The organism is Corynebacterium kozikiae, assembly GCF_024580965.1.
In the GTDB taxonomy this organism is placed as follows: Bacteria; Actinomycetota; Actinomycetes; order Mycobacteriales; family Mycobacteriaceae; genus Corynebacterium; species Corynebacterium kozikiae.
In genome coordinates this window covers 64,480-87,194 of record NZ_JANIKJ010000009.1, presented here as the reverse complement: position 1 = coordinate 87,194, position 22,715 = coordinate 64,480, and the positions used below count along the sequence as shown (strand labels likewise).

Genomic DNA, 22,715 nt, shown 5'->3' with positions numbered 1-22,715 from the left:
CATGGTCAGGATCCTCATCAGGAGTGGTGGACTCATCACGATTCTTGATGCCATCACCATCGGTATCCTCATCACCATCATTGGTGCCATCACCATCAGTGTCAGGATTACGAGGATCAAGATCAGCTGCCTTCTCGTCAGCATCGCTTACACCATCGTTATCGGAATCCTTATCCTGCAGATCAGGGGTACCGTCACCATCAGTATCGGTGATCTCAGAAGAAGTCTCATCAGACTCCTCACCATCGGTGTACCCATCACCATCAGTGTCTTCCTCACCATCAGGCGTGCCGTCACCATCAGAATCCGAGTTCTTCGGATCAGTACCGTTGGCCTCCTCATCAGCATCGGAAACACCATCATTATCATCATCGGTGTCCGTCACATCAGGGATACCATCACCATCGGTATCAACCGGACCGTCTGGCCCTTCAATCAGATCCGCGGTGCCATTACCATCTTCATCGGTGATGCCCTCATGGTCAGGATCCTCATCAGGAGTGGTGGACTCATCACGATTCTTGATGCCATCACCATCGGTATCCTCATCACCATCATTGGTGCCATCACCATCAGTGTCAGGATTACGAGGATCAAGATCAGCTGCCTTCTCGTCAGCATCGCTTACACCATCGTCATCGGAATCCTTATCCTGCAGATCAGGGGTACCGTCACCATCAGTATCGGTGATCTCAGAAGAAGTCTCATCAGACTCCTCACCATCGGTGTACCCATCACCATCAGTGTCTTCCTCACCATCAGGCGTGCCGTCACCATCAGAATCCGAGTTCTTCGGATCCGTGCCGTTGGCCTCCTCATCAGCATCGGAAACACCATCATTATCATCATCGGTGTCCGTCACATCAGGGATACCATCACCATCGGTATCAACCGGAGTGGTCGGTTCAGTCACAGTGATCTTGACCTCCACCACATCGGTAGAACCATCTGGGTAGGTCACCAACACAGGAACAGTGTAATCACCAGCAGGTGTACCCGTACCAACCGTAATGGAACCATCAGGATTCACCGTCACGCCTGGAGGCAAAGTAACCCCAGTGTTCGGTGCAAACGTGGTACCAGCAGGGGCTGGGTTCTTCTCTACCTCAGCAGTGGTCGGGTCATCAAAGGTAGGAACAGGAACCGTACCACCAGTACCCTCAGTGAAAGAACCATCCTCGTAGACCGGATCATTCGTCGCAGTTTGAGTTTTCTTCACCACGAAAGAATCGGCAGCCACCGGCATCGTACCAGACATCAAGAATGCAGTGTAGACGTCTCCGTCTTGAGCATCTGCCGGAATATCAAACGTACAAGCGTTTGCTTCAGCGAGCGTCGCTACATCGCACACCTTCACCCGCGAAGCCTGGTCCGACGGATTCGCATTATTCTTTACCCACACGATTTGTGCGGGCAAATTCCCCAAGTTTCCAGTGACATCCAACAGCGCAGTCTGTCCAGGTTGACCTGGGTTGTCTGTGGTATCAAAGTTTGTGATATCCAGGTTTGGAATCGCGTTGTTGACGATCGCAAAATTCACATTTTCAACCGCTCTAATCAATGCGGTGTAGTGTGCAGCGCCGCTCCTTTTTGCTGTAGCCGCAAAACGCCCATTACTGACGTCTACGTTATCGAATACCGGAGTGTTCCAGCCGCTGTAGGTTGACAGAATCTGACCGGCTGGGTCTTCCACCCACATGAACATGTTTTCCCGGTCTGCCCAGTCTTCGAGTGTAATGGTGTACCGACCATCAGCGTTGGTGGCAGTCTCATACGTTTTCTTGAGGAACTGAGGATTGTTTTCGAGCATCTGCTTGGTTGCCAGTGCCCTTTGTTCCAGAGGAAGAGACTTAATTTGTTCCGCAGCGGCTTTACCTTCAGTGGTGAGAACTGTTGCGTAAACCTTATACCCTTCACCAACGTAATTGTCAGTATTTCCATACCCAGCGCCAAATTCAGTATTCGCGGCTTCATCCACGTGGTTTTCCAACCACACGTAGCCGCTGATGGTATTTCCACCATATGCCGCAAAACCAACCGGTGGATTAGTCTGCTGCTCAACAATTGGCGCCTTCATATAGCCGGAATGCAGCTGCTGCATTTGAACTGCGGTGAGTTGTTGCTGGGATCCAGCTACGTTGAACGAACCGTTAGAGAAACTACCAATGATCGAGGTGAACTGAGTACCATGCCCATCCGCTTGGCGCAGCATGACAACGTTGTTCCCAGTTTGGGGATCAACGAATGGTTCAGACCAAATTCGCCACTGCTGAGCGCGGCCTTCATTGTAACCAGCATCCCAGACGTGATCTTTGCCATTAACATCTGTCCATGACGGATCTTTGAATACATACAGCCCATACCCTGCACCGTATTGAGACGTCACAGTATTATGCGTTTCAACCTGGAAAATTGGTGAAACCGCACCGTCACCATCGATCCACTGCATGTAAACCTTGGTACCCTCCGGCACTGCGGTGGAGTCATTGTTGAGGGTACCCATATTGCCTGAATCACCCATCAGTGCGCGGCCCCAGAGGGTCCTCGCTGCAGCATCGCCACTGGTAAGCGAAGTGCCATCCTGAATTACACCCGAAGCAATTCCGTCAACCAAGGCCCCGTCTTTATTGACCGTCAGCACATTAGAAGAGGGTTGAGCAGCCTGTGCCTGCGCCACCGCTGCACTGAATGGAGCCTGAACCGGCGCAACTGCCGGCGCTACGAGAGCCACGGTGAGGGCTGCGGCCGCAATGGTGATCCCCCGGCGGCGTACTGCCTTGGAAGTTACTTTCTTCTCAGAGACAGGGGGGGGGGGGCGTGATCATGCTGTTTTCTTGCATGAACATCCTTTCATGTAAGGAACGGGATGAAATTTTTCCATGTGAGCCGCTGGGTTGGCATCCATCGTGTAGTTGCCGGCACCTAGTACGAAGCTACATGACGAATGAAACCTTACACTTGAATAAGAATGTTTTCTAGCGGTAACGGAAAGATTACAAATCTTCACAGATTTGCAGCCCACTTCTTAGTGGTGGGCGCACCGAGAAAATCCTTCTGACCTCGCAGGTCACCATCTAAGGACTCGCACCTCTTGAACTTCATACTCTTTGCCGTTTATCAGTATCGCAACCTGCATATTCATTAGTGGAAGCCGCGGACAACGATCTAAAGAAGTCGATGCCTCACAGGGACTGCCTCGAATCCTGAGTGGAGCAGCACGTGCCAACTAAAATTAGTGAATGAATCCCAATGCCAGACCTGGTTTCCCAAAAGCCCTTGCCCTGGACCCAAGGTAAAGGAAATCCCCAGCTCGAACGTACTTTGAGCTGGGGTTCTGCCGTGCGCCGACCGGGACTCGAACCCGGCGCGAACCTACCGACTAGGCGGCGCTGTTTTTCGCTCGAATTGTTTTGATGGCCTCGAGCATCTCGTCTACGGGCCCGCCGTCATATCTTGATTCGGCAAGCTCAATAGCTTTGTCTGTTAGGCGACCCGCGGTAAAAGCTTCGTCAAGCAACGTCGCAATCGCTTCTTCTGTCTCACCAGCCTGAAGATCTTCCTCCGCGAAAACTCTGCTCACCGAAGGCGAAATCAGCTTATCGAGCTGCCGGTAGTTCTCTTCGTTATCTGGCAACTTCGATCGCCTCCTTCGCTATGTTTTCGACTGGATATGACGTTCTAAATGAGATTCTACCGTCAGGCAGCACGTTATACTCCACCTTGACGATCAAGTCATCAGTCTCTCGCCAGACTGTTCTTCGAACCATGGTGGCTCTGAAATGCGTCGGTTCTTCGATTGCGTCCCTGACAGTGTCGACAATCTTCTGGTCTGTCCAGTCCTTCGGAAACTTGGATGCACCCTCGCGTTTGGAGTCCCACCGATGTCCGTCCGCCAGACTCTCGTCATGCGGCCACCCTTGGACGCTTACTCCATCGGACAACCGCTTACGGTCACCTTCGCTCAAGTCGCGCCACCCATGCAGCACATGCCCCGGCATCTTGCTAAGCGGCGGGAGTTTCTCCCCCGGGAACACTGTCGAGATGCCGTTCCCCTCGTAGCGGGGGATGCGACAGTACGAAAGGCGTGTCCACTCATTGTTTTGTCCAGCCTGCTGGCGGCGCGCGCTGAAATACTGTCACCAGTCCTCGACGTCAGCAGCGCCACCGAACTCGCGATTGAAGGTCTCGGAGAGCTTCATCAGATCCCGGTTGATACGCAGTAGGTCGGCATCTGTTTTCACCTCGATGGCGAGGCAGCGGCAGTTGTCGTGGTAGCGGCCCATCGTGCCCAATGCCGTCTTGCTCGAATACACCGCCCCACGAGAGCCCAGCATCAAGCAAAACGAACATGCCCCCGGCTCAGGCACACGCGCATAACGAGTCCCTGCTTTCAGCGTCGCCAACCCAACAGTCTTCCGGGCGGGCTCGGCGACGAGCCGATTCGCAATCCCCTGGAGCTTTCGCAGCGCCAACGCCCTCGCAGATGCGTCTTCGACATCATCGACCCACATTGCCGAGACGAACGATCCTCGAGCCTGTTCAAACGCGACTGGTTCAGCGACTTCTGGGTACTCAAGCTCACGCAACGAATCGTCAAGCGAACGCTCCAGAAACAAGTAGTCAGCTGCAGCATACGCGTCCTGCTCGCCGTAGGTTCTCACAATCGCCGCGAACGGCTCAACCAACAGCTCCTTCTGGGAAATGAACCCAAGGCCCTCGGCCTGTTTCCACCACGCCAACAAGTCACGCTGAGCAAGTAGTCTTAGACCGTCGAGAGTGCCAGCGTACACATCTCGGTGTTCACTCACTCCACTCCTCCTACAGGTCGGTTCTCTTTCGATGCCTCACGAGCCTGCTCTGGAATCTCCTGCGATTGTGTTTGCGCCACGAGAGCCGCCAGTCCAGCTGCGCGCTCGGCAATTGATGTACCAACAACGCCACGGCGGCAACGCCTTGGTTCGTATACTTTCAGTCGATAGATCCACCAATCCAGCAGTTGCTCCACACTGAATTTGAGATCAAGCATTGCAATTGAGGTTGGAGGCTTTGAGCCCACACGTCTGACCGCATTGCCGCCTTCCACACCGACAGCCACACGAGGAGCATAAATCAGTTCATTGAGCAAAGGCTCCATCGTCTCTAGCTTTACCAATCCACGCGCAAGTTGCTCACGAGCCCAATCATCTAAACCCGTCAATTTCTCCTACTCCTGCCTTGCTTGCCGCACCTTCGGCGCTGGCGCGACTCGATTATCGGCCCTACCCTGCCCGGCCCGTCCCTACCCGACCCGAGAGATCTAGATCCGTCACCCCACCGATCAGTGATTTGTTCTAGATCCGTGCTAGGTTTTACCGTTTCGTTATCTTTGACTTCACGGGCTAGCGCATCAACGGCCGGCGCGGCGCGAAGCGTGCGGAGGTGCAGACGCGGGAGTTATCGGAGGACGAGTTGGTGGCGAAGATTAATTCGGGTGAGGAGAAGGTCGCTGCGCAAAAGCGGACTGATCCGATTGAAGAGAGCTTTAGCTAGGGGGCTGTAATGTCTGCGGTTGAAAGACTTCTGGAGCAGAAGCTCGAAGAGATGAGCATTTCACTGATCGAACGGCCAGACCTTCGGCCAGATCTGAATGCGTGCTATCACGATGAGACACGCTCAATCGTGGTGCGATGGGGCCTTGACCCCGTCACGCGCAGATGCGCAATCGCCCACGAACTGGGCCATTTCCACCATGGGCATACCTGCTCTTCCCCACGTGCAGAACGCGAAGCCGACGAGTGGGCCGCACGTGCCCTTCTTTCGGCCAATCTTGTCGAAGATGCCGGCCGAGAATGCGACGGTGCACCATCTGCGATCGCCGCCGAGCTTGGCGTCACACCGACACTGCTCGAGGTTTGGATGCAGATGTACCGAGCTGGGCGCATTCCTCACACCTACAAGTGGCGCGAAACAGGATAAAAATGCCGCTCAATAATTCTTGAATTTTCATCGTTTCCCCACCTGAAACATAGGGCGCTATCGCCTATAATGGGTAGTGTTCCACAAGGAATAAACAACTACACAGTGGAGGTGATGCGATGGAAATTGCAACGTTGATTATCAGCACTTGCAGTTTCATCCTGGAACTCATCAAGTACCACAAGGACTACCCGAGTTCCAAGGGAAAGCACCGCAAAAAGTAACACCCGGGTTCAGGAAGCCAAAACCATCCTGAACCCGGGGGTTACCCCCCACACTAACAGATAGAGAGAATCTTATGAACACCAGAATGCTTGGCTCAGTCGCAGCGGTGATACTATCCGCTGCCTGCACCAAAATGAATCCAGCGCTTTGGCCCCTCACCGCAGCTACGGCGGTACTGGCAGCCTTGAATATCCGCACCGAACTCCGCAAAGGCGCGCAATGAACCCCATCATCACAGACAGCGACACTGGCCGCACACTATGGCGAGTTGAAGACTGCGCCCGCCACTGCGGAATTGGAAACAGCACCTGGCGCACCTACGTAGCAGACGGACGTGCCCCAAAGGCCGTGGCCGATTTCGGACCACGGATGCCGCTTTGGGATGCCCTCGAAGTCAAAGAATGGAACGCCACCCGTCCCGGCAGCCCTGTGCGCAACAACCCTGCCACACGAAAGCAGGTCATTCAATGAACGGCTAAGGCCACTCTGCCAAATTAGGCCTCCCCACCTCACCGCTAAATGATCTAGCAACCGTCACACCACTACAAGCAACACCACGCAAAAACGCAAAAGCCCTTCCTCTCGACTAGTTTGCCGACCGGCGAGAGGAAGGGACCTACGACAGGTGCAGCCAAAAACCTCATGGCGGCTGCGCCCTGACAAGGAAGAAGTCTACCAATGACCGTCCGCGATCTCTGGTACAAGGCCGATCCCCAACAACCGGGAAAACGCATCCGCACTAAAAGATGGGGCATTGGCTCCAGATGGCAAGTCCCCTACACCGACCTCGAGGGCAAACGCACCGCTAAAAGCTTCGACACTAAGGAGCAAGCCGAACTCTTCGAAGCACGCGTGCGCATCGACAAAGACGCAGGCGTCCTCATCTCCAAGAGCAAGGAGGACGTCACCCTCGCCGACCTCTGGGACCCGTGGTACGACTCCAAAGCAGACATTGCCGAGAAAACCCGCAAAGCCTATCTCTCCCAATGGAACGTCCACATCAAGCCCCAATGGGGCCGGCGCCGCGTAGCCGAGATCCCGGAATACCAAGTCGTCGCATGGCTCGCCTCCCTCAAGAACACCAAAGGCAAGCAGGCGGGCAGACCTCTAGGTTCTTCGCAACGTCGCAAGGTAGCCCTTGTGCTCCACTCCATGCTCGATCTCGCAGTCACGCTCAAAGTTATCCCCCGAAACCCGCTCACCGCAGCCCCGCCCCGGCAAAAGCCCGCTGAGCGACGCTACCTCACCATCGAAGAGGTCGACGCGCTCCTCAACGCTGCGCCGCACCCACAAGCGAAGCTCATGCTCGAGGTACTACTACGCACAGGGCTGCGCATCGGAGAAGCGAAAGGCCTCAAAGTCCGCGACCTCGATCCAGTCAGGAAACGGCTCATGATTCGCCGCGACGTCGACGACCTCGGCCGCCCCGATGAGACAAAAAGCCGTCACCACCGCGAAGTACCTATCTCCCAACTCATGACGATCCTCCTCGAGGAGGCCACCGTCGGCAAAGACCCCGACGCTTGGCTCCTGCCCGACGAATACGGCCATGTGTGGACCACCGCCCGGTGGAGAGTCGTCTGGGGAAACCTCCTCGTGGTCACGAGAATCGACAGCACCCTCAAGACACACGAGCTTCGACACACCGCGGTGTCGATGGCCATCGCCGGTGGGGCAGACGTGTACGTAGTCATGCGCATGTGCGGGCACGCCTCCGCGGCGACCACTCTCAAGTACTACGGGCACCTCTGGGACCACGGCCTCGACCAGGCCGCCGAGGCCATCGAACAGCACCTCGAAAGGGAGCGCGAGCGCGTGGCTACAGAACAAGCCCGGCGCGCTCGGCCGGAAGCGGAGGCGGGGGTTCGGCACTTGAGGTTGGTGAGGTGATTTCTACTACCGCCCGAGCAAAAGCCGCATTATCCTGCGGTTCCAATAATTGTTGACTGTTTCTAGTAGTTTTTTGACGTCTCAGACGTTATCGTGTTGGGCAGAGGCACCAACCCGAGAAGGATAAAGCTGGGTTCCCGAATGGGAGTAAGGCTTTAGGCCGAGAATTTCTTTGCTCCGGGGGTTGGTGCTTTTGCTCTTTGAAGACCGCGCAGCTGATGCTCGGACACTCCTCCGCGACCACAACGCTCTATGTGTACGGCCACCTCTGGGAAGAAGGCTTGGATAGTTTGCCCGACGAGATGGACGCACTCATCGCGAAGGAACGCGAGCGCTTAGCGGTGGAGGCTCGAGCACGGGGGTATCGGAGGCGGAAAGTCGGCGGGCGCGGTTTAAGGCGATCGGTTAAGCTGCCGATCTTGCATGTTTCATTGTGTGTTATATTATCGGAAATAGCGATATTTTCTAACACTTTGAAAGATTGGAGCTTGCGTTATGCGCCATTCACCAGAACAGTTCCACGAGACGATGAACCGACTTGCCGAGCCGGTCCAGTTCGCTCTCACGCAGGGAATAAAGAACGCGCGGAAGTCAAACTTGGGAGCGTTTCGGACAAACAAGAAGTCATTGCTGTCTCATATCGTTCGCAGTGGCGCCTACGACTATCTGCACGATAATCCCGTTGAAGGATTCATCTTGGACGAGGGTGCTCACAAATTAAATCAAGCCGTTTGCCTCCGCGAGGAGGGCACGGGTCTTGAAATCAGGCTGGCCAAAATCAAGCAGCTAACTTTGGCTGAAAGCCCTATTCCCGGACTTGATCAAGACCCCGTGATCCAGCAACAGCGAGCTCTATATGAGTTGGAGATGCAATCGCCCGGTCTGGCAATCATCAGTTGGGAAAAACCCAGTTCGGTCGATTCCTACAATTTCAATCTCTTGGCCATCAGGCAATCATGTGAGGGAAACATTCGTAAGGGAGAAGCTGATCTGTTAATTCAACTCTCCCCGGGACGATCTGAGATGATCCCTAAGACCTCTTTTGACCCCAATGCGATCTACAACTATGAGTTAGAAGACGAGAACGATGAGGATTTTTCATAGCCAGCGATTGAAAGACTTGCGTCATTCCATGGGCATGACCCAAAAGGAATTCGCTCAACACCTCGGATGCACCCAACCGTCGCTCTCAGAGGTGGAGAACGGGCGCAAGGAGAACAACGACCTCATCCAAAAGGCTGTCTTTGCGTTCAAGGTTCCTACCTCCTACTTTGAAGCTTCCCCTTCTCATTACGGATCTGGCGCCCTCAATTTCCGAACATACAAAGTTCCGGCAAAAGTGCAGGATGCATTTGCCTCAACCTTCTACGAAGCCGAGAGAGCACTGCTTTCAGAACCCTCGAACACGTCTATCGTTCCTCTGGTCAATGCTGATCTAAACGATCGAACCACTACACTTCCCCTACCCATTATTGAAGCTGCGGCGATTGAAGCTAGAAAACGATTAGGAATTCCAACTTCCGGCCCCGTCTTCAATGTCACTCACGCCATCGAAAATGCAGGACACCGAGTCTGCACCATCACCAATAATTTCGTTGATATTTCCAGAATCGATGGAGCATCTAGTCCAGCATTCACGCCCGAAGGACGCGGTTTAATCGCCACAACCGAGAAACAAGACGGTGGGCGCGTCCGATTCACCCGCGCCCACGAGCTCGGTCATCTAGTCCTCCATACGTCTATCCGACCTGGCATCGAAAAGGTGCGTGAATCAGAAGCAAATCTATTCGCTGGCGCGTTTCTCGTTCCGGAAAGAGACGCCCGGGAGATGTTCAGCGAGTACTTGACTCTGGAAGGGTACGCGAGGATTAAGGCCCAGTATGCCGTATCAATAGCGGCACTCATCATGCGCGCACATAATCTCGGCCTCGTATCTGCCAAACGTTACCGCTCGCTGTTCATCCAGCTAAGCTCCCGAGGCTGGCGAACAGAAGAACCCGTGGAGATACCGGTGGAGATTTCAACCAGCTTTAGCCCCTTCACTCCCCACAGTGAATCAAGCTCAACTGGAGAAGGCTCGATAATTTCAGTCAATTTTGGCCGCCATTAGATAAACCACCGAATCAACAAGATTGACACAGACTGTTGACTCTAGACAGCCGCGCGACATTGTGGATGTAGAGATTGCGGGCGTCCGCAACTCCACATTGCCGAAACCCCGCCTCGCGGGGTTTCGTGCTTCTATGGCCAGATTCTGGTGTCGCCTGCTGGACTGGATACGTGTGTGGCTATCTGATGGTTCCTTATCCGTTCCCTCTACGTTCCACTGGTTTAATTCGTTCGCAATCCGTTCGCAGTTTGTTCGTTCCACGTTCATACCCACCTTGAGCCACCTCGGCAAACATGGGTCTACTTTTCCGACAGGGCAAACACGAAAAATCCCCAGCCGGTCCGCCACTCATGGCTTTCTAGCTGGGGTTTTGTTTGGTGCGCCCGGAGGGATTCGAACCCCCAACCTTCTGATCCGTAGTCAGATGCTCTATCCGTTGAGCTACGGGCGCATGTTGGCTTTGCAACGAGAATGTACTTTACCTCAACGGCCCGCAAAGCCCCAAATTGCCTGCTCCCGGCACTCCCCAGGGGTGTGGTGGGGCTGGGGCCTTGGGGGCGTCGATAAGCAGCGGAGCGCTACACGATCAGACCAAACACCGGCACCGCAAGGAAATAAGTCACCAGAGTAACCAGCACAACGCCAATGACATTGAGCCAGATGCCGCCCTTGATCATGTCGCCAATCTTCACATAGCCAGAACCATAAGCGATAGCGTTCGGCGGGGTAGCCACCGGCAGCATAAACGCACACGTTGCAGAAAGCGCCACCGGGATGGTGAGCAGAAGAATGTTCTGGTTACCTGACGCGGACAACCCAATACCCACGGCAACACCGGCCATGATCGGCAGGAACGTAGCAGCCGTTGCAGTGTTGGAAGTGAACTCCGTAAGAACAAGAACAAGCGCCGCAATCGCGAAGATCAACAGGATCAACGGCAGCACGCCAAGGCCCTTAGCCAGCTCACCAATCCACAGGGAAAGACCCGAGTCCGAAAACATCTTGGAAAGCGCAAGTCCACCGCCGAACAGCAGCAGCACATCCCAAGGCAGCTCATTAGCAGTCTTCCAATCCATCAGGCGCACGCCCGTCTTAGGATCAGCAGGAATCATGAACATCAACAAAGAGGCGGCAAGACCAATGGCAGCGTCATCCACAGCAACATTGGAATCTTTAAGAACGATAGGCAGAAATACCCAACTCAGCGCCGTGAGCGCAAACACCACCGCCGTAGCAGCCTCACCAAACTTCATCCCACCCATCTTGGCAAGCTCATCCTTAATCAACTCACGGCCACCAGGAATAGCATCAACCTCCGGCTTAAACACCGTAATCAACACAAACCAAGAAATAGCCATGTACACAACAGCCAGCGGCACCCCAACCAACATCCACTGCCCAAAACCGATCTGCACCCCATGGTTCTCCGCCATATAGGCAACCAACAACGCATTCGGAGGCGTACCAATAATCGTGCCCAAAGAACCAATAGACGCCGCATACGCAATAGCCAACATCAACCCCGTAGCAAAACGCTTCTGGTTCCGCATACCGCCAACCGTCTCCGCCGTAAGCTGCAACACCGAAACACCAATCGGCAACATCACCACAGCAGTAGCCGTATTAGACACCCACATAGAAAGAAAGCCAGTAGCCAACATAAACCCAGCAATCAACTGCTTTGGCTTAGTACCCACCAACAGCACCACGGAAAGCGCGAGCCTACGGTGCAAATTCCACCGCTGCATACCCAACGCCAAAATAAACCCACCCATAAACAAGAAAATTGTGGGAGACGCATACGGAGCGGAGATCGTGCCAAACGGCACCACCTGCAGCAACGGGAAGGCCACCAAAGGAACAAGCGCAGTAGCGGCCAGCGGGATAGCCTCCGTCATCCACCACGCACCCATCAACACCGCAATAGCAGCAGTAATCCTCAATGCCTGATGCGTGTAGTCAGCCCCATTCTCAGGATCAGCCTGGGCCACCGTATCCACCGCAGATTCCGGGAACACCGCATAGATCAACACCGCAAGCGCAATACCAACCAACAAACCACCAAGCTGGCGGCGCCACTCCGAACGCTCGCGGACCTCCGCATCCTCAACAAGAGCATGCGAAGAAGACTCATGCGTAATCGGGGTACTCATTTTGAGATCTCCTTTTGGGTTGTTTTTGAAATTGTGGGGTATTTGGGGGGGCTTGAGTTATGTGTGGGGCCTGAGTGTTGCCGCGTGGGGGGTTTGGGTTTGAGCTTGGGGTTTGGGTTTGGGGGTTGGGTATGGGCTATTTGGGGCCGCACCCGGATTGCAGAATCACTGAAAACAAATCTTCACGGGTGTAAGTATTCAGTTTATTCATGCAGCACATCACACTTTATTTTCCATAGACATTTGGGTTTAACGCAAATGTGCTGCCCTTACAAGGGGGTGGGTCATGCAATGAAAAATTGGGTTGAATAGGGGCGCGAAAACGCGGCAACCCGTCCCGGCGGCCCCGTACGCAATAACCTCACCTCGCGGAAGCTGCGTGCTCCAGGGGCCTGCCTCGTGTGCAACCGATGCTCAATCCATTGCCAAAATACGCTTCAAATTGGAGTTTTGATTGGTGCGCCCCGGAAGGGGCGGCTAGTTCCCCGACTTGCTTCCGCCCACACGAGGCGACGAACCACAGCCACCCGTGTGGATGCCGTACGCCTCTTACTGGAATCCGAAGAAGCGGGGATTGAAGGGGCTGTTTTGGCGTTGGTAGATAGCTTAAAGTCGATAGGCCGTGGCGTTGGTCGATAGGACGGCGATTTTCGGGGGAAATCGGGTCCTATCGACTTTAAGCTATCGACTAACGCGTGCTTTCGACCTACGCAATCATCGCGCAAACACCCCAAACACCCCAAACACCCCACACACCAAACACCCCATCGCGCCAAAAAATCTCGAGGTGCCGAGTAAAACCCAGCACCTCGAGGTAAAGAGTGCGCCCGGAGGGATTCGAACCCCCAACCTTCTGATCCGTAGTCAGATGCTCTATCCGTTGAGCTACGGGCGCAAGTTCCACCAGGCCCGGTGAAACGCTCCCAACAAGTGGGAGGAGCGGAGACGAGAGGATTTGAACCTCCGGACCTGCGTAAACAAGTCAACTCCTTAGCAGGGAGCCCCATTCGGCCGCTCTGGCACGTCTCCAGCGATCCTTTGAAGAAAAGATCTCGCTCAATACTACCCACCGCGGCGCGGAGCACCAAACCGGCTATGATGAGCTGCATGTTCCGCGCAGATCTCGCCTCCATCCCGTCCTATGTCCCTGGCAAGCGCCTTCCCAACGCCCTCAAGCTTTCCTCCAACGAGGTCACAGATGCCCCGCTGCCGAGCGTGCGGGAGGCTATGGTCTTGGCGGCGTCGGCAGTGAATAGGTACCCGGACATGGGGGCGCTTGACCTGCGTGAAGCCCTGGCGGAGCACCTGCAGGTAGGGGTCGATCAGGTGGCGGTGGGGTGTGGCTCTTCGGCGTTGTGTCAGCAGCTTGTGCAGATCACGGCGGGGCCTGGTGATGAAGTGGTGTTCCCATGGCGCAGCTTTGAGGCCTATCCGATTTTTACGCAAGTCACGGGCGCTACCCCGCGGCCTGTGCCGCTCACCGAGGACGGTTTCAATGACCTTGATGCGATGGCCGATGCGATCACCGAGCGCACGCGCCTCGTGTTTATGTGCAACCCCAACAATCCCACGGGCACGGTAGTCCCTGAGCAGGCGTTTCTTGACTTCATGGAGCGCGTGCCGGCGAATGTTCTGGTGGCGCTCGATGAGGCCTACACCGAATACGTGCGCGTTGAGGACACACCGCTAGCCACCGAGCTGATCAGCCGATACCCCAACCTGGTGGGCCTGCGGACGTTCTCCAAGGCGTACGGGCTGGCCGGGCTGCGTGTGGGCTACGCCTTTGGGCAAGCCGATGTGATTGACGCATTGAACAAGGTGGCGTTGCCTTTTGGTGTTAATGCGGTGGCGCAGGCGGCGGCGGTGGCGTCGCTTGCCCAGGCAGATGCCCTCATGGAACGCACGGACGAAGTAGCCCAGGAGCGCGTTCGAGTAGCGGCAGCACTGGGGCTTGGTGCTGCCAGCGCTGGAGGTGAGTCGCAGGCGAACTTCGTGTGGGTGCCGGCGGGCACTGAGCTACTTGGCGGTGCGGCGGTGGACCCATTTGCCCTGGCTGAAGCATTGGCGGAGCACGGTGTGTTGGTGCGTGCATTCCCCGAGGGTGTGCGGATTACCGTGACCACGCCGGATGAATCGGATCGGCTCATCGCTGCGTGGCAGAAGGTGGTTAGCCAATAAGCGGTTGGGCGAACGCGGAACCAAGAACCACCCCTAGAACCATCCCTAGAATCCGCCCCCGACCCCAAAACACGAAAAACCCCTGCCCACCGCAAACATTGCGCAGATGAACAGGGATTTTTCAATCCGCGGAGGCACAGGGATTTGAACCCTGGGTTGGTTTCCCAACGCTGGTTTTCAAGACCAGTACATTCGGCCGCTCTGTCATACCTCCAGGTCAGCAACCACACGCCGCGCCATGATCCAACCAAAGACCACGGGCGTTTGGCCGCAGCGTTCAAAGTGTACCCCAAGCGGTGGGTTTTCTTCTAACGTGGGTGGGTATGAAAGCAATTGTGATTGTTGAAGATGGAAACCTTGAGCTACAGGAGGTGCCCACCCCAACGCTACGTGAGGGCGAGGCGCTGATTCGGGTCCACGCGGCCGGCGTGAACCGCGCCGATCTGCTGCAGGCCGCAGGGCATTACCCGCCGCCACCAGGTGAGTCAGAGATTTTGGGCCTGGAGTGCGCCGGCGTTGTGGAAGATCCCGGCACCACGGATTTCCAAAAAGGTGACCGGGTAGCGGCGCTACTCGCCGGCGGTGGTTACGCAGAGTTCGTGGCCGTTCCCGCAGGTCAGCTCATGCCAATCCCGGAGGGTTACTCCTTTTCTGAGGCTGCGGCCGTGGTGGAGGTGGCCACCACGGTGTGGTCCAACATCGGGATGCTCACCGGCCTCCAGCCAGGCCACACGTTCCTTATTCATGGTGGCGCCGGCGGGATCGGCACTTTTGCCATCCAATTGGCCAAGCACATCGGGGCCACGGTAGCGGTGACGGCGGGCAGCCAAGAGAAGCTGGATCGCTGCGCGCAGTTGGGTGCAGACATCCTCATCAACTACCGCGAGCAGGACTTTTCTGAGGTCCTCAAGGATCGCTGCGACCGCATCCTGGACATCATGGGTGCGAAGTACCTGGACCAAAACGTGCACGCGCTTGCCGACGGCGGGCACCAGGTCACCATCGGCATGCAAGGCGGTGTAAAGGGAGAACTCAACATTGGGCGGCTGCTGGCCAAGCGCGGCACCATCTCTGCCACCGCGCTGCGCAGCCGCAGCAAGGAAGACAAGGCGCGGATTGTGCAGAGCACCATTGAAAACGTGTGGCCACTGCTGGAATCCGGGGCGATCACGCACCAAATCCACGCAACCTACCCGCTCGCGGAGGCCGCCAAGGCTCACCAGGCGCTGAAAGCCGGTGAGGTCACCGGCAAGCTCGTCCTTGAAGTCGCCCCAGGCTAAGCTAGGCTGCCCAGAACACGGGCAAGCTGGTCAACGTCGGAAGGCGTGTTGTAGACCCCAAGCCCTACCGTGATCCCCTCAGCGCTGCGGCCCGGCAGCAGGGCGTGGCCAACGAGGCGCTGGTAGACCGTTTCCACAGGGACGCCGGGCAGGCGGAAGCTGACTACAGGGATGCGGTCGGCTTCACGGGCTGCCTCGGAACCAAACCCCAAGAACTCCACCTTGGGGCGCAGCGTGTCCATGAGGTAGGTGCTCAGGCCGCCGAGGTAGCTGGCAGCCGCGTCCACGCTTTGGGAAATGCGAGTCCGGCGGGTGCCCCGAGCAGCGCCACTGCTGTCCGCGAGCCCAGCCAAGTGATCCACCGCCGCAGCCGCACCAGCGGCAAGCGCTGGGGAAACCTGCTGCCCAAAGGCCTCTGCGTTGATGCGGGTGAGCATGGCGCGGTCACGGAAAGCCAACGCCGCAAGCTCGCCGCCACCAAGGCCGCGGGCGGAGAGCAGCACGACGTCCGCCCCCAAGGCCTCAAACGTTACCGGGCGCACCCCAAGCATTGCGCTGACCTGCACCAACACCCACGCCCTGGAGCGTGACCGAGTGGCTTCCGCGATGCTCGCCACCTCATGAATGATGCCTGTTTCCGCATCAGCAGCCGGAACCACCGTGAGGCGGGTGGCTGCGTCGATAAGCTGGGCATACTCCCCCGCCCCGAGCACCCCGCTGGCGCTGCGTGGGGCATCGAGGACGGCATTACCGCGGCGCAGTTGCTGGCGCATTGCCACCTGTAGCTGCGCCAACAACTCCGCTTCGCTGGGCCCCAACATCACGGCATCGGCGGTAGTTCCAGTAAGATCCGCGATAGCCAAACGCGCCGCCGCCAGGTGCTCCTGCGCGAACAGAGTGCCGGGGTCCACACCGCGCGCATGCGTACCGACGTTCGGCTCCAGCGGCTGGGCCACCGCTTGATCGCGAAACGCCCGAGCCACCGCGGAAGAAACCGGTTCCGGGATCTGCGGCACCTCATGAGCATTGAGATAGGTCCACTGACCTGCAAGGGAAGTGTATTGGCCGCGGATGCGCGCAACGTCAAGGCTCAACTGCACCACTCCTATTCACATCCTGCTGCACAAATTGCGCGGGGATACCTTCCGAACCCAACCCAGTATGCCCGCCTGTGCCGCAATCCGCACCAGCCCAGCTAAGGGGCAGGTTTTCCGATTTGGATCTGCACGGGCGGACAGCAGGCCGGGGTGTGCGGCCGGGGAGGATGCCCGCTGTGCAAGAATGGCTGTTGTGCAAGAACAACGCGAACCAACCCAGCACAGCGGCATCGGTGCCGAGAAGTCCAGCAATGGTGCTGCAGTGACGGCTGCTGTTAGCCGCATCACCGCCGTGGACCTCCACGATCCCGAGCCTTCTCGTTCCAAGACGTTTGCCACCGCGTGGGCAGACCTTGCGCGCGGCTTTGGCCAGCATGAACTGTGGCTGCAACTGGGCTGGCAGGACATCAAGCAGCGCTACCGACGCTCCGTGCTTGGCCCTCTTTGGATCACCATCGCTACCGGTGTGATGGCTGTGGCCCTGGGCTTGCTGTACTCCGTGCTGTTCAAGATCCCCGTTGCGCAGTTCCTGCCGCACGTCACCGTGGGCCTGATCATGTGGAACTTCATCTCCGGGTGCATCAAGGAAGGCTCGGAGGTGTTCATTGCCAATGAGGGTTTGATCAAACAGCTCCCTTCCGCCCTTTCAGTGCATGTGTACCGCCTCGTGTGGAAGCAGGCACTGTTCTTGCTGCACAACATGGTGATTTGGGCCATCCTGATGCTGGTGTTCCCCCGCCCGCTTGGCTGGGACGTGCTCCTGATGTTCCCGGCGTTGGCGCTGCTGGTGATCAACGGCGTGTGGGTGAGCATGTTCTTTGGCATCGTGGCTACCCGATACCGCGACGTAGCCCCCCTCCTGGAGGCCGGCACCCAGTTGCTGTTCTACGTCACCCCAATTGTGTGGACCACCCAAACGCTCTACGAGCAGGGCGGAGCGGTATCTGAGCGCGCCAAACTGGCCCAACTCAACCCGCTGTACCACTACATGGAGGTGGTGCGCGCACCGATGATCGGCGTGGACTTGCCGGTGTACCACTGGTGGGTAGTGATTGCCTGCACCGTGGTGGGCATCCTGTTAGCGTTGCTGGCCATGCGTCAGTGGCGCTTCCGCGTGAGCTACTGGGTGTAACTGCAGGTTTAAAAGGAGCAAAACATGGTTTCCATTGATACTTACAACGCCTGCGTGGACTTCCCTATTTTTGACGCCAAATCGCGTTCCATGAAGAAGGCCTTCCTGGGTGCTGCCGGCGGGGCGATTGGGCGCAACAAAGATAACACCGTGGTGGTGGAGGCGCTGCGTGACATCAACCTCCACCTGCGCGAAGGTGACCGCGTAGGCCTAGTAGGCCACAACGGCGCCGGTAAGTCCACGCTGCTGCGATTGCTTTCTGGGATTTACGAACCCACCAGAGGCTCCGCGCACGTCCGCGGGCGCGTGGCCCCGGTATTCGACCTCGGCGTGGGCATGGACCCGGAGATTTCCGGCTATGAAAACATCATCATTCGAGGCCTGTTCCTTGGGCAGACCCGCAAGCAGATGAAGCAGAAGATGGATGAGATCGCCGAGTTTTCCGAGCTCGGGGAATACCTCTCCATGCCGCTGCGCACCTACTCCACCGGCATGCGTATCCGCCTGGCCCTGGGTGTGGTCACTTCCATCGAGCCAGAAATTCTGCTGTTGGATGAGGGCATCGGCGCTGTGGATGCCGCCTTTATGGCGAAGGCCCGCAAACGCCTGCAGGAGCTAGTGCAACGCTCCGGCATCCTGGTGTTTGCCTCCCACTCCAATGACTTTCTGGCCCAGCTTTGCGATTCCGCCCTCTGGGTGGACCATGGCACCATCCGCCAGGCGGGAGCGGTGGATGACATCGTGGAGGCCTACGAGGGCAAGGGTGCCGCCGACCACGTCCGGCGCCTCATGGCACGCATCGAGGCCGGCGAGCAGTAGCACCCATACGGGCGGCTAGGATATTGCTCATGAGTCTTCGCCCCACGGATCAAGTTGCCGCAGTGATCGTTACCCACAAACGCGCGGAGCTGCTTCGCGCTTCACTCGAGGTGGTGGCCACACAGACCACGCCCGTGAAGTGGATCATCGTGGTTGATAATGGCGCTGAGCAGCAAGTTGGTGACGTCGTGAAAGAAATCGCCGGCGAGCGCGGCGTGTACCTACCCTCCAAGCACAACCTGGGTGGCGCGGGGGGCTTTGCGTTGGGTTTTCTCACGGCGCTCTCGCTCGGCGCGGATGCGGTGTGGTGTGCCGACGACGACGGCCGCCCCGAAGGGCCGGAGGTGCTTGCTACGTTGCAGGCCACAGCCGCTAAGCACGCACTTGATGAGGTATCCCCCGTGGTCTGTAACCTGGAAGACCCCGACCGCCTCGCCTTCCCCCTGCGCCGCGGAGTCCAATGGCGCCGCCTGCGCTCTGAGCTGCAAGCAACCCCTGAAGACGATTTCCTCCCCGGCATCGCCTCCCTCTTCAACGGCGCGCTGCTTTCCACCCACGCACTTGAGCGCATTGGTGTGCCAGACTTGCGTTTGTTTATCCGCGGCGACGAGGTGGAATACCACCGCCGCTTAGTGCGCTCCGGGCTGAAGTTTGGCACCTGCCTCACCGCTGCCTACCTGCACCCGGACGGCTCCGAGGAATTCAAGCCAATCCTGGGCGGGCGGATGCACACCCAATACCCGGACAACGAGTCCAAGCGCTTTTTCACCTATCGCAACCGCGGCTACCTCATGAACCAGCCCGGCATGCGCCGCCTTCTACCGCAGGAATACGCCCGCTTTGGGTGGTTCTTCCTGGTGCAGCAGCGCGACCCGAAGGGTTTCGTCGAGTGGTTCAAGCTGCACCGCATGGGCCGCCGGGAGCACTTCGAGCGCCCCTAGCGCCCCTAGCGCTTCTAGCCTCTCGCCCTTAATGCTTAGCCGCGGAAGATGAACAGCCGCTGCACAAAGAAGTTGATCACGGTGGCGGTTCCCTGGGCGATCACAAACGCCACCACCACGGCTGCTTGTTGCACCATGTTGTAGTGAGTGAACAGGTCAAAGAGCAGGTTGTAACCACCTACGTTCACAAAGTAGGTGATGCTGTAGAGCACCGACACTTGAAGAAGGCGCTTGTTGGAGTGCTCAGCCTGGAAGGTCCACCTGCGGTTGATGAGGTAGGCAGTGAGCGTGCCAAAGATGAAGCCGACTGTACGCGAACCCGCCGCCGAGAACCCGAACACCACCTGCATGAGGTAGGTCAAACCCAGGTCCACCACCGCGGAGATGCCGCCGGACACAATAAACTTGGCACCCTGAGTGCCTATGCTCTTTCCGCTACTACTCGCCACAACCAGGTACTCTACTGGCCGCGGAGCAGATCGCGGTACAACGCAATGCGCTCTACAGGGGAAAGCAGCCGCTGCCCCACTCCCCCAAGCTCCTCCAGATGCGCCACTGACTCCGGGCAAGCGGCCAAAAGCTCAGCAAAAGTCCAACCCTTTTGCCCCGTGGCCTGCTCCATTGTGCTCACCGCAACGTGCTCACTGAACTCATTCATGCACACCAGCCCGAGGAGCAACGCCCACCAGGCAAGCCGCGCGGTGTGATCTTTCTCAACCGGCAGCCCAAACCCCTCATGAGCATCCAGCGGCTGCAAATCCAGTGCTTGCAGCAGCGGAATGAAGTCCCACATTTCGGTGCGTTCCACCAACGCGCGCACCTCGGGGTGGACGGCGGCGAGCACCTGATCCACCACAGCCCCCGAAAGCGCTACGTTGATTTTCCCAGTGGAAAACGCTGACCCATCCAGCCCGTTGCCGTCCCCACCAATGCACACGGCCTCGGGAGTGGCGGCGTCGCGTGGATACGTTTCCACGCACTTGACCTCTATGCGCCACAGCCCCCAGCGAAACTCCACGGCCTCATCCCCGCCGTGCAGGAACGTGTGCACGCAGGCGTCCTTGGGCAACCGCTGCTCCCCCAGCAGAAACGTGGTGGGGTGCGCACCTTGGAGCCCAAAGCAGGTTTCCAGCACATGCTCCAGCTCACTGAGGCTTTGCCCGTCCGCCACCCCGATGAGGCGATCCACCTCTGTTTGCTGCAGGTGCGCGTGAAGCAGAGCGGTTCGCTGCTCTCGGACCGGCAACTGGTGCCTTGCTGGCCGCAGTTGGCTCACGCTTGCGAAAGAATGCACAACCTCAAGGGTAGCCATTTCTCCCGCACCACGTTGCGCCCCTACTTGGACAGCGCGTACACACCGCCCGCAGCAACAATGCCCAGTAGCGTGTTGGGCAGCTTGATGCCAGCCTTACGCATGACTGCGGTGGCTTTGCGTGTGACGGCGGCGTCGATACGCAATCCCAGCGCCGTCAGCCCCACTGCACCAGCGATTAAACCCCAGGTCAGCGCCGCGTTGCCCTCAAAATTGGGGCGGAGCTCGGCGGAGATCAGGTCATTGTCCGGGTTGTCATCTTGGGCGTTTGCATAGGCGACGACGCCGGCAGCGCCCGCAATTATCGCTGTGTTCACGGCCGCGCGGAGGGCACGGTTTGGGATGAAGTCTGGCAGCGCATAGTAGGCGCCAACTGCGACGGCTTGGGCGATGCGGCCGGCCTCGGTGTCATTGATTGGGTAGACGTCTGCTTGGCTCATACCTGCCAAGCGTAGCGGAGGTGTGCGGGCATGGGGGCTGTACTGCTGCATGCTGGAGCTTTATGCTGAGGGCATGTTTGGAATGTTCAAAAAGCGCGCCGCCGAACCCGCCCCGCACATGGCGGCGGAAATCACCAACACCCCACTGAGCAACGAAATGACGCTCATGATTGCCCAGGAGCTGCCACTACTCGACAGCGCCGACCGCGTTCGCGTCTACGAAATCCTGGACAACTACAGCGGGCCGCAGATCACCACCCAAGAAGAATTGCCGCAGGAAATCCGGGACATGATGGACCTTTAACCTCCGGGCGGTATTTCACGGTTTGTGCATATTTGCGCTTGCGAGCGCATAGGCACATAGGAAAGCCGGCGCCCACTGTTCGCTCAGGTGGGGCGCCGGCTTTGTTGTGCTTGTTGCGTTCGTTGCAACTACTTCACTGCGATTATGCAGAGAAGAGGATCGCGGAACCGGTCCAGAGGATGGAGTCTACGATGTAGAGAACGGTCTCGAACAGCAGGTCAACCAGTGCAAACATAGAAACACTCCTTTTGGGAATAGGGAAATCAACAACAGTTGCGCTTTGTGAAGCGCTTACTTCCATACAAGCAAGGTTGCTGCTCATCCTCAAGGTTTTTGGGGAAAAACTTCGGGGCGGGGGTGGTTTGGAGGTTGGCGGTGGGCGTGATGGCGGTGGGGTTTTTGCGTTGGTAGATAGCTAAAAGTCGATAGGGCGCCGCGTTGGTCGATAGGGCGGCGGATTTGAGTGGAAATGGGGTCCTATCGACTTTTACCTATCGACCAACGCGTCCTATCGACCAACACGCAGGCAGCGCAGGCACGCAAAAGCCCCCACCCCAAACCCTCAATAAGCACACAAAAAAGCCCCGCCGAAGCGGGGCTTTTGCAGAAAGTCTCTTAAGACTTACTTGCCAGCGTTCCAGAGGCCCTCAACGAAGGAGGAGCCAACAGCCTTGGTGCCGAGGAACAGGCCCTTGAGGGCAGCGTAGATGTCAACGAGGAGTGCGTCGAGCAGTGCGAACATGTGAATGTCCCTTTCGCGATTAGGTTAAGGGACGCGGTCGCGCCCCGTTTGCATGGACTACTTTCCCAGTAATTCATTTCCCTCGCAACCCCTTACGCAATCACTTCATGGGCCTCCACCACAGTGCACCCCGCCGA

General features: G+C 57.4%; 20 protein-coding genes and 4 tRNA genes. 11 read left to right on the top strand and 13 right to left on the bottom strand.

The window, feature by feature from the left end:
- The 4 genes from NQ018_RS07270 to NQ018_RS07255 all read right to left on the bottom strand — a co-directional run.
- Positions 1-2,677, bottom strand: a 2,677-nt coding sequence (locus NQ018_RS07270) for a Rib/alpha-like domain-containing protein (RefSeq protein ID WP_257060039.1), incomplete at its 3' end; no start/stop codon positions are given.
- Positions 2,678-3,379: 702 nt separating this feature from the next.
- Complete coding sequence (locus NQ018_RS07265) at positions 3,380-3,634, bottom strand: hypothetical protein (RefSeq protein ID WP_257060034.1); 255 nt, start codon at positions 3,632-3,634, stop codon at positions 3,380-3,382.
- 502 nt (positions 3,635-4,136) lie between these two features.
- Complete coding sequence (locus NQ018_RS07260) at positions 4,137-4,808, bottom strand: VG15 protein (RefSeq protein WP_257060031.1); 672 nt, start codon at positions 4,806-4,808, stop codon at positions 4,137-4,139.
- Positions 4,805-5,134 (bottom strand): hypothetical protein, encoded by a 330-nt coding sequence (locus NQ018_RS07255; RefSeq protein WP_257060028.1) that lies wholly within the window; start codon positions 5,132-5,134, stop codon positions 4,805-4,807. The genes NQ018_RS07260 and NQ018_RS07255 overlap by 4 nt, the downstream gene beginning before the upstream one ends.
- A gap of 404 nt (positions 5,135-5,538) precedes the next feature.
- Here NQ018_RS07255 and NQ018_RS07250 point away from each other — a divergent pair, with 404 nt between their 5' ends.
- The 5 genes from NQ018_RS07250 (at position 5,539) to NQ018_RS07230 (ending at position 10,180) form a co-directional block, all read left to right on the top strand.
- Complete coding sequence (locus tag NQ018_RS07250) at positions 5,539-5,955, top strand: ImmA/IrrE family metallo-endopeptidase (RefSeq protein ID WP_257060026.1); 417 nt, start codon at positions 5,539-5,541, stop codon at positions 5,953-5,955.
- Positions 5,956-6,399: 444 nt separating this feature from the next.
- Complete coding sequence (locus NQ018_RS07245; RefSeq protein WP_257060022.1) at positions 6,400-6,651, top strand: helix-turn-helix transcriptional regulator; 252 nt, start codon at positions 6,400-6,402, stop codon at positions 6,649-6,651.
- Positions 6,652-6,858: 207 nt separating this feature from the next.
- Positions 6,859-8,070: a tyrosine-type recombinase/integrase gene (locus NQ018_RS07240; RefSeq protein WP_257060020.1), complete on the top strand. Its 1,212-nt coding sequence runs from the start codon at positions 6,859-6,861 to the stop codon at positions 8,068-8,070.
- Between the two features lie 495 nt (positions 8,071-8,565).
- Positions 8,566-9,174, top strand: a complete 609-nt coding sequence (locus NQ018_RS07235; protein WP_257060017.1) for a hypothetical protein — start codon at positions 8,566-8,568, stop codon at positions 9,172-9,174.
- Positions 9,158-10,180, top strand: a complete 1,023-nt coding sequence (locus tag NQ018_RS07230) for an XRE family transcriptional regulator (protein WP_257060015.1) — start codon at positions 9,158-9,160, stop codon at positions 10,178-10,180. Before NQ018_RS07235 ends, NQ018_RS07230 begins: the two co-directional genes overlap by 17 nt.
- A gap of 375 nt (positions 10,181-10,555) precedes the next feature.
- Here NQ018_RS07230 and NQ018_RS07225 read toward each other — a convergent pair.
- The 4 genes from NQ018_RS07225 to NQ018_RS07210 form a co-directional block, all read right to left on the bottom strand.
- Positions 10,556-10,631 (bottom strand) — tRNA-Arg (locus NQ018_RS07225).
- A gap of 127 nt (positions 10,632-10,758) precedes the next feature.
- Entirely contained in the window at positions 10,759-12,333 is a 1,575-nt protein-coding gene (locus NQ018_RS07220; protein ID WP_257060013.1) for an SLC13 family permease, read from the bottom strand.
- A gap of 822 nt (positions 12,334-13,155) precedes the next feature.
- A tRNA-Arg gene (locus NQ018_RS07215) sits at positions 13,156-13,228 on the bottom strand.
- A 45-nt stretch (positions 13,229-13,273) separates the two neighbouring features.
- Positions 13,274-13,362 (bottom strand) — tRNA-Ser (locus tag NQ018_RS07210).
- A 78-nt stretch (positions 13,363-13,440) separates the two neighbouring features.
- Between NQ018_RS07210 and hisC the strand changes: the two genes are divergently transcribed.
- Positions 13,441-14,511: a histidinol-phosphate transaminase gene (hisC, locus tag NQ018_RS07205; RefSeq protein WP_257060010.1), complete on the top strand. Its 1,071-nt coding sequence runs from the start codon at positions 13,441-13,443 to the stop codon at positions 14,509-14,511.
- 129 nt (positions 14,512-14,640) lie between these two features.
- Here hisC and NQ018_RS07200 read toward each other — a convergent pair.
- Positions 14,641-14,725: transfer RNA gene (locus NQ018_RS07200), tRNA-Ser, on the bottom strand.
- A gap of 109 nt (positions 14,726-14,834) precedes the next feature.
- Here NQ018_RS07200 and NQ018_RS07195 point away from each other — a divergent pair.
- The gene (locus NQ018_RS07195) at positions 14,835-15,791 is read left to right on the top strand and encodes an NAD(P)H-quinone oxidoreductase (RefSeq protein ID WP_257060007.1); all 957 of its coding nucleotides are present in this window, start codon (positions 14,835-14,837) and stop codon (positions 15,789-15,791) included.
- Here NQ018_RS07195 and NQ018_RS07190 read toward each other — a convergent pair.
- Positions 15,788-16,891, bottom strand: coding sequence for an aminotransferase class V-fold PLP-dependent enzyme (locus NQ018_RS07190; RefSeq protein WP_257060004.1), 1,104 nt, complete (start codon positions 16,889-16,891; stop codon positions 15,788-15,790). The two genes, NQ018_RS07195 and NQ018_RS07190, sit on opposite strands and share 4 nt — an antisense overlap.
- Before the next feature lie 181 nt (positions 16,892-17,072).
- On the opposite strand from NQ018_RS07190, the gene wzm reads away from it, so the two are divergent.
- From wzm to glfT1, 3 genes are read left to right on the top strand one after another with little or no spacing between them, the layout of a single operon-like run.
- On the top strand, positions 17,073-18,020 hold the full coding sequence (wzm, locus tag NQ018_RS07185) for a galactan export ABC transporter permease subunit Wzm/RfbD (RefSeq protein WP_444861401.1): 948 nt from the start codon (positions 17,073-17,075) through the stop codon (positions 18,018-18,020).
- A gap of 24 nt (positions 18,021-18,044) precedes the next feature.
- Positions 18,045-18,839: a galactan export ABC transporter ATP-binding subunit Wzt/RfbE gene (gene wzt, locus NQ018_RS07180; protein WP_257038829.1), complete on the top strand. Its 795-nt coding sequence runs from the start codon at positions 18,045-18,047 to the stop codon at positions 18,837-18,839.
- A gap of 29 nt (positions 18,840-18,868) precedes the next feature.
- On the top strand, positions 18,869-19,780 hold the full coding sequence (glfT1, locus tag NQ018_RS07175; RefSeq protein ID WP_257053336.1) for a galactofuranosyltransferase GlfT1: 912 nt from the start codon (positions 18,869-18,871) through the stop codon (positions 19,778-19,780).
- 35 nt (positions 19,781-19,815) lie between these two features.
- Here glfT1 and NQ018_RS07170 read toward each other — a convergent pair whose 3' ends face one another.
- The 3 genes from NQ018_RS07170 to NQ018_RS07160 are packed head-to-tail and all read right to left on the bottom strand — an operon-like array spanning position 19,816 to position 21,532.
- On the bottom strand, positions 19,816-20,235 hold the full coding sequence (locus NQ018_RS07170; RefSeq protein WP_373566914.1) for a GtrA family protein: 420 nt from the start codon (positions 20,233-20,235) through the stop codon (positions 19,816-19,818).
- A gap of 5 nt (positions 20,236-20,240) precedes the next feature.
- Complete coding sequence (locus tag NQ018_RS07165) at positions 20,241-21,074, bottom strand: hypothetical protein (protein ID WP_257059998.1); 834 nt, start codon at positions 21,072-21,074, stop codon at positions 20,241-20,243.
- Between the two features lie 41 nt (positions 21,075-21,115).
- On the bottom strand, positions 21,116-21,532 hold the full coding sequence (locus NQ018_RS07160; protein ID WP_257059996.1) for a hypothetical protein: 417 nt from the start codon (positions 21,530-21,532) through the stop codon (positions 21,116-21,118).
- A 73-nt stretch (positions 21,533-21,605) separates the two neighbouring features.
- On the opposite strand from NQ018_RS07160, the gene NQ018_RS07155 reads away from it, so the two are divergent.
- Complete coding sequence (locus NQ018_RS07155; RefSeq protein ID WP_257060049.1) at positions 21,606-21,836, top strand: hypothetical protein; 231 nt, start codon at positions 21,606-21,608, stop codon at positions 21,834-21,836.
- Positions 21,837-22,715: the final 879 nt, after the last annotated feature.

What these genes read in the sequence shown, in the direction of transcription:
- NQ018_RS07255 (WP_257060028.1), bottom strand. Translation starts at nt 5,134, where the DNA reads ATGGAGCCTTTGCTCAATGAACTGATTTATGCTCCTCGTGTGGCTGTC.
- NQ018_RS07250 (WP_257060026.1), top strand. Translation starts at nt 5,539, where the DNA reads ATGTCTGCGGTTGAAAGACTTCTGGAGCAGAAGCTCGAAGAGATGAGC.
- NQ018_RS07245 (WP_257060022.1), top strand. Translation starts at nt 6,400, where the DNA reads ATGAACCCCATCATCACAGACAGCGACACTGGCCGCACACTATGGCGA.
- NQ018_RS07240 (WP_257060020.1), top strand. Translation starts at nt 6,859, where the DNA reads ATGACCGTCCGCGATCTCTGGTACAAGGCCGATCCCCAACAACCGGGA.
- NQ018_RS07235 (WP_257060017.1), top strand. Translation starts at nt 8,566, where the DNA reads ATGCGCCATTCACCAGAACAGTTCCACGAGACGATGAACCGACTTGCC.
- NQ018_RS07230 (WP_257060015.1), top strand. Translation starts at nt 9,158, where the DNA reads ATGAGGATTTTTCATAGCCAGCGATTGAAAGACTTGCGTCATTCCATG.
- NQ018_RS07220 (WP_257060013.1), bottom strand. Translation starts at nt 12,333, where the DNA reads ATGAGTACCCCGATTACGCATGAGTCTTCTTCGCATGCTCTTGTTGAG.
- hisC (WP_257060010.1), top strand. Translation starts at nt 13,441, where the DNA reads ATGTTCCGCGCAGATCTCGCCTCCATCCCGTCCTATGTCCCTGGCAAG.
- NQ018_RS07195 (WP_257060007.1), top strand. Translation starts at nt 14,835, where the DNA reads ATGAAAGCAATTGTGATTGTTGAAGATGGAAACCTTGAGCTACAGGAG.
- wzm (WP_444861401.1), top strand. Translation starts at nt 17,073, where the DNA reads ATGGCTGTTGTGCAAGAACAACGCGAACCAACCCAGCACAGCGGCATC.
- wzt (WP_257038829.1), top strand. Translation starts at nt 18,045, where the DNA reads ATGGTTTCCATTGATACTTACAACGCCTGCGTGGACTTCCCTATTTTT.
- glfT1 (WP_257053336.1), top strand. Translation starts at nt 18,869, where the DNA reads ATGAGTCTTCGCCCCACGGATCAAGTTGCCGCAGTGATCGTTACCCAC.
- NQ018_RS07160 (WP_257059996.1), bottom strand. Translation starts at nt 21,532, where the DNA reads ATGAGCCAAGCAGACGTCTACCCAATCAATGACACCGAGGCCGGCCGC.
- NQ018_RS07155 (WP_257060049.1), top strand. Translation starts at nt 21,606, where the DNA reads ATGTTTGGAATGTTCAAAAAGCGCGCCGCCGAACCCGCCCCGCACATG.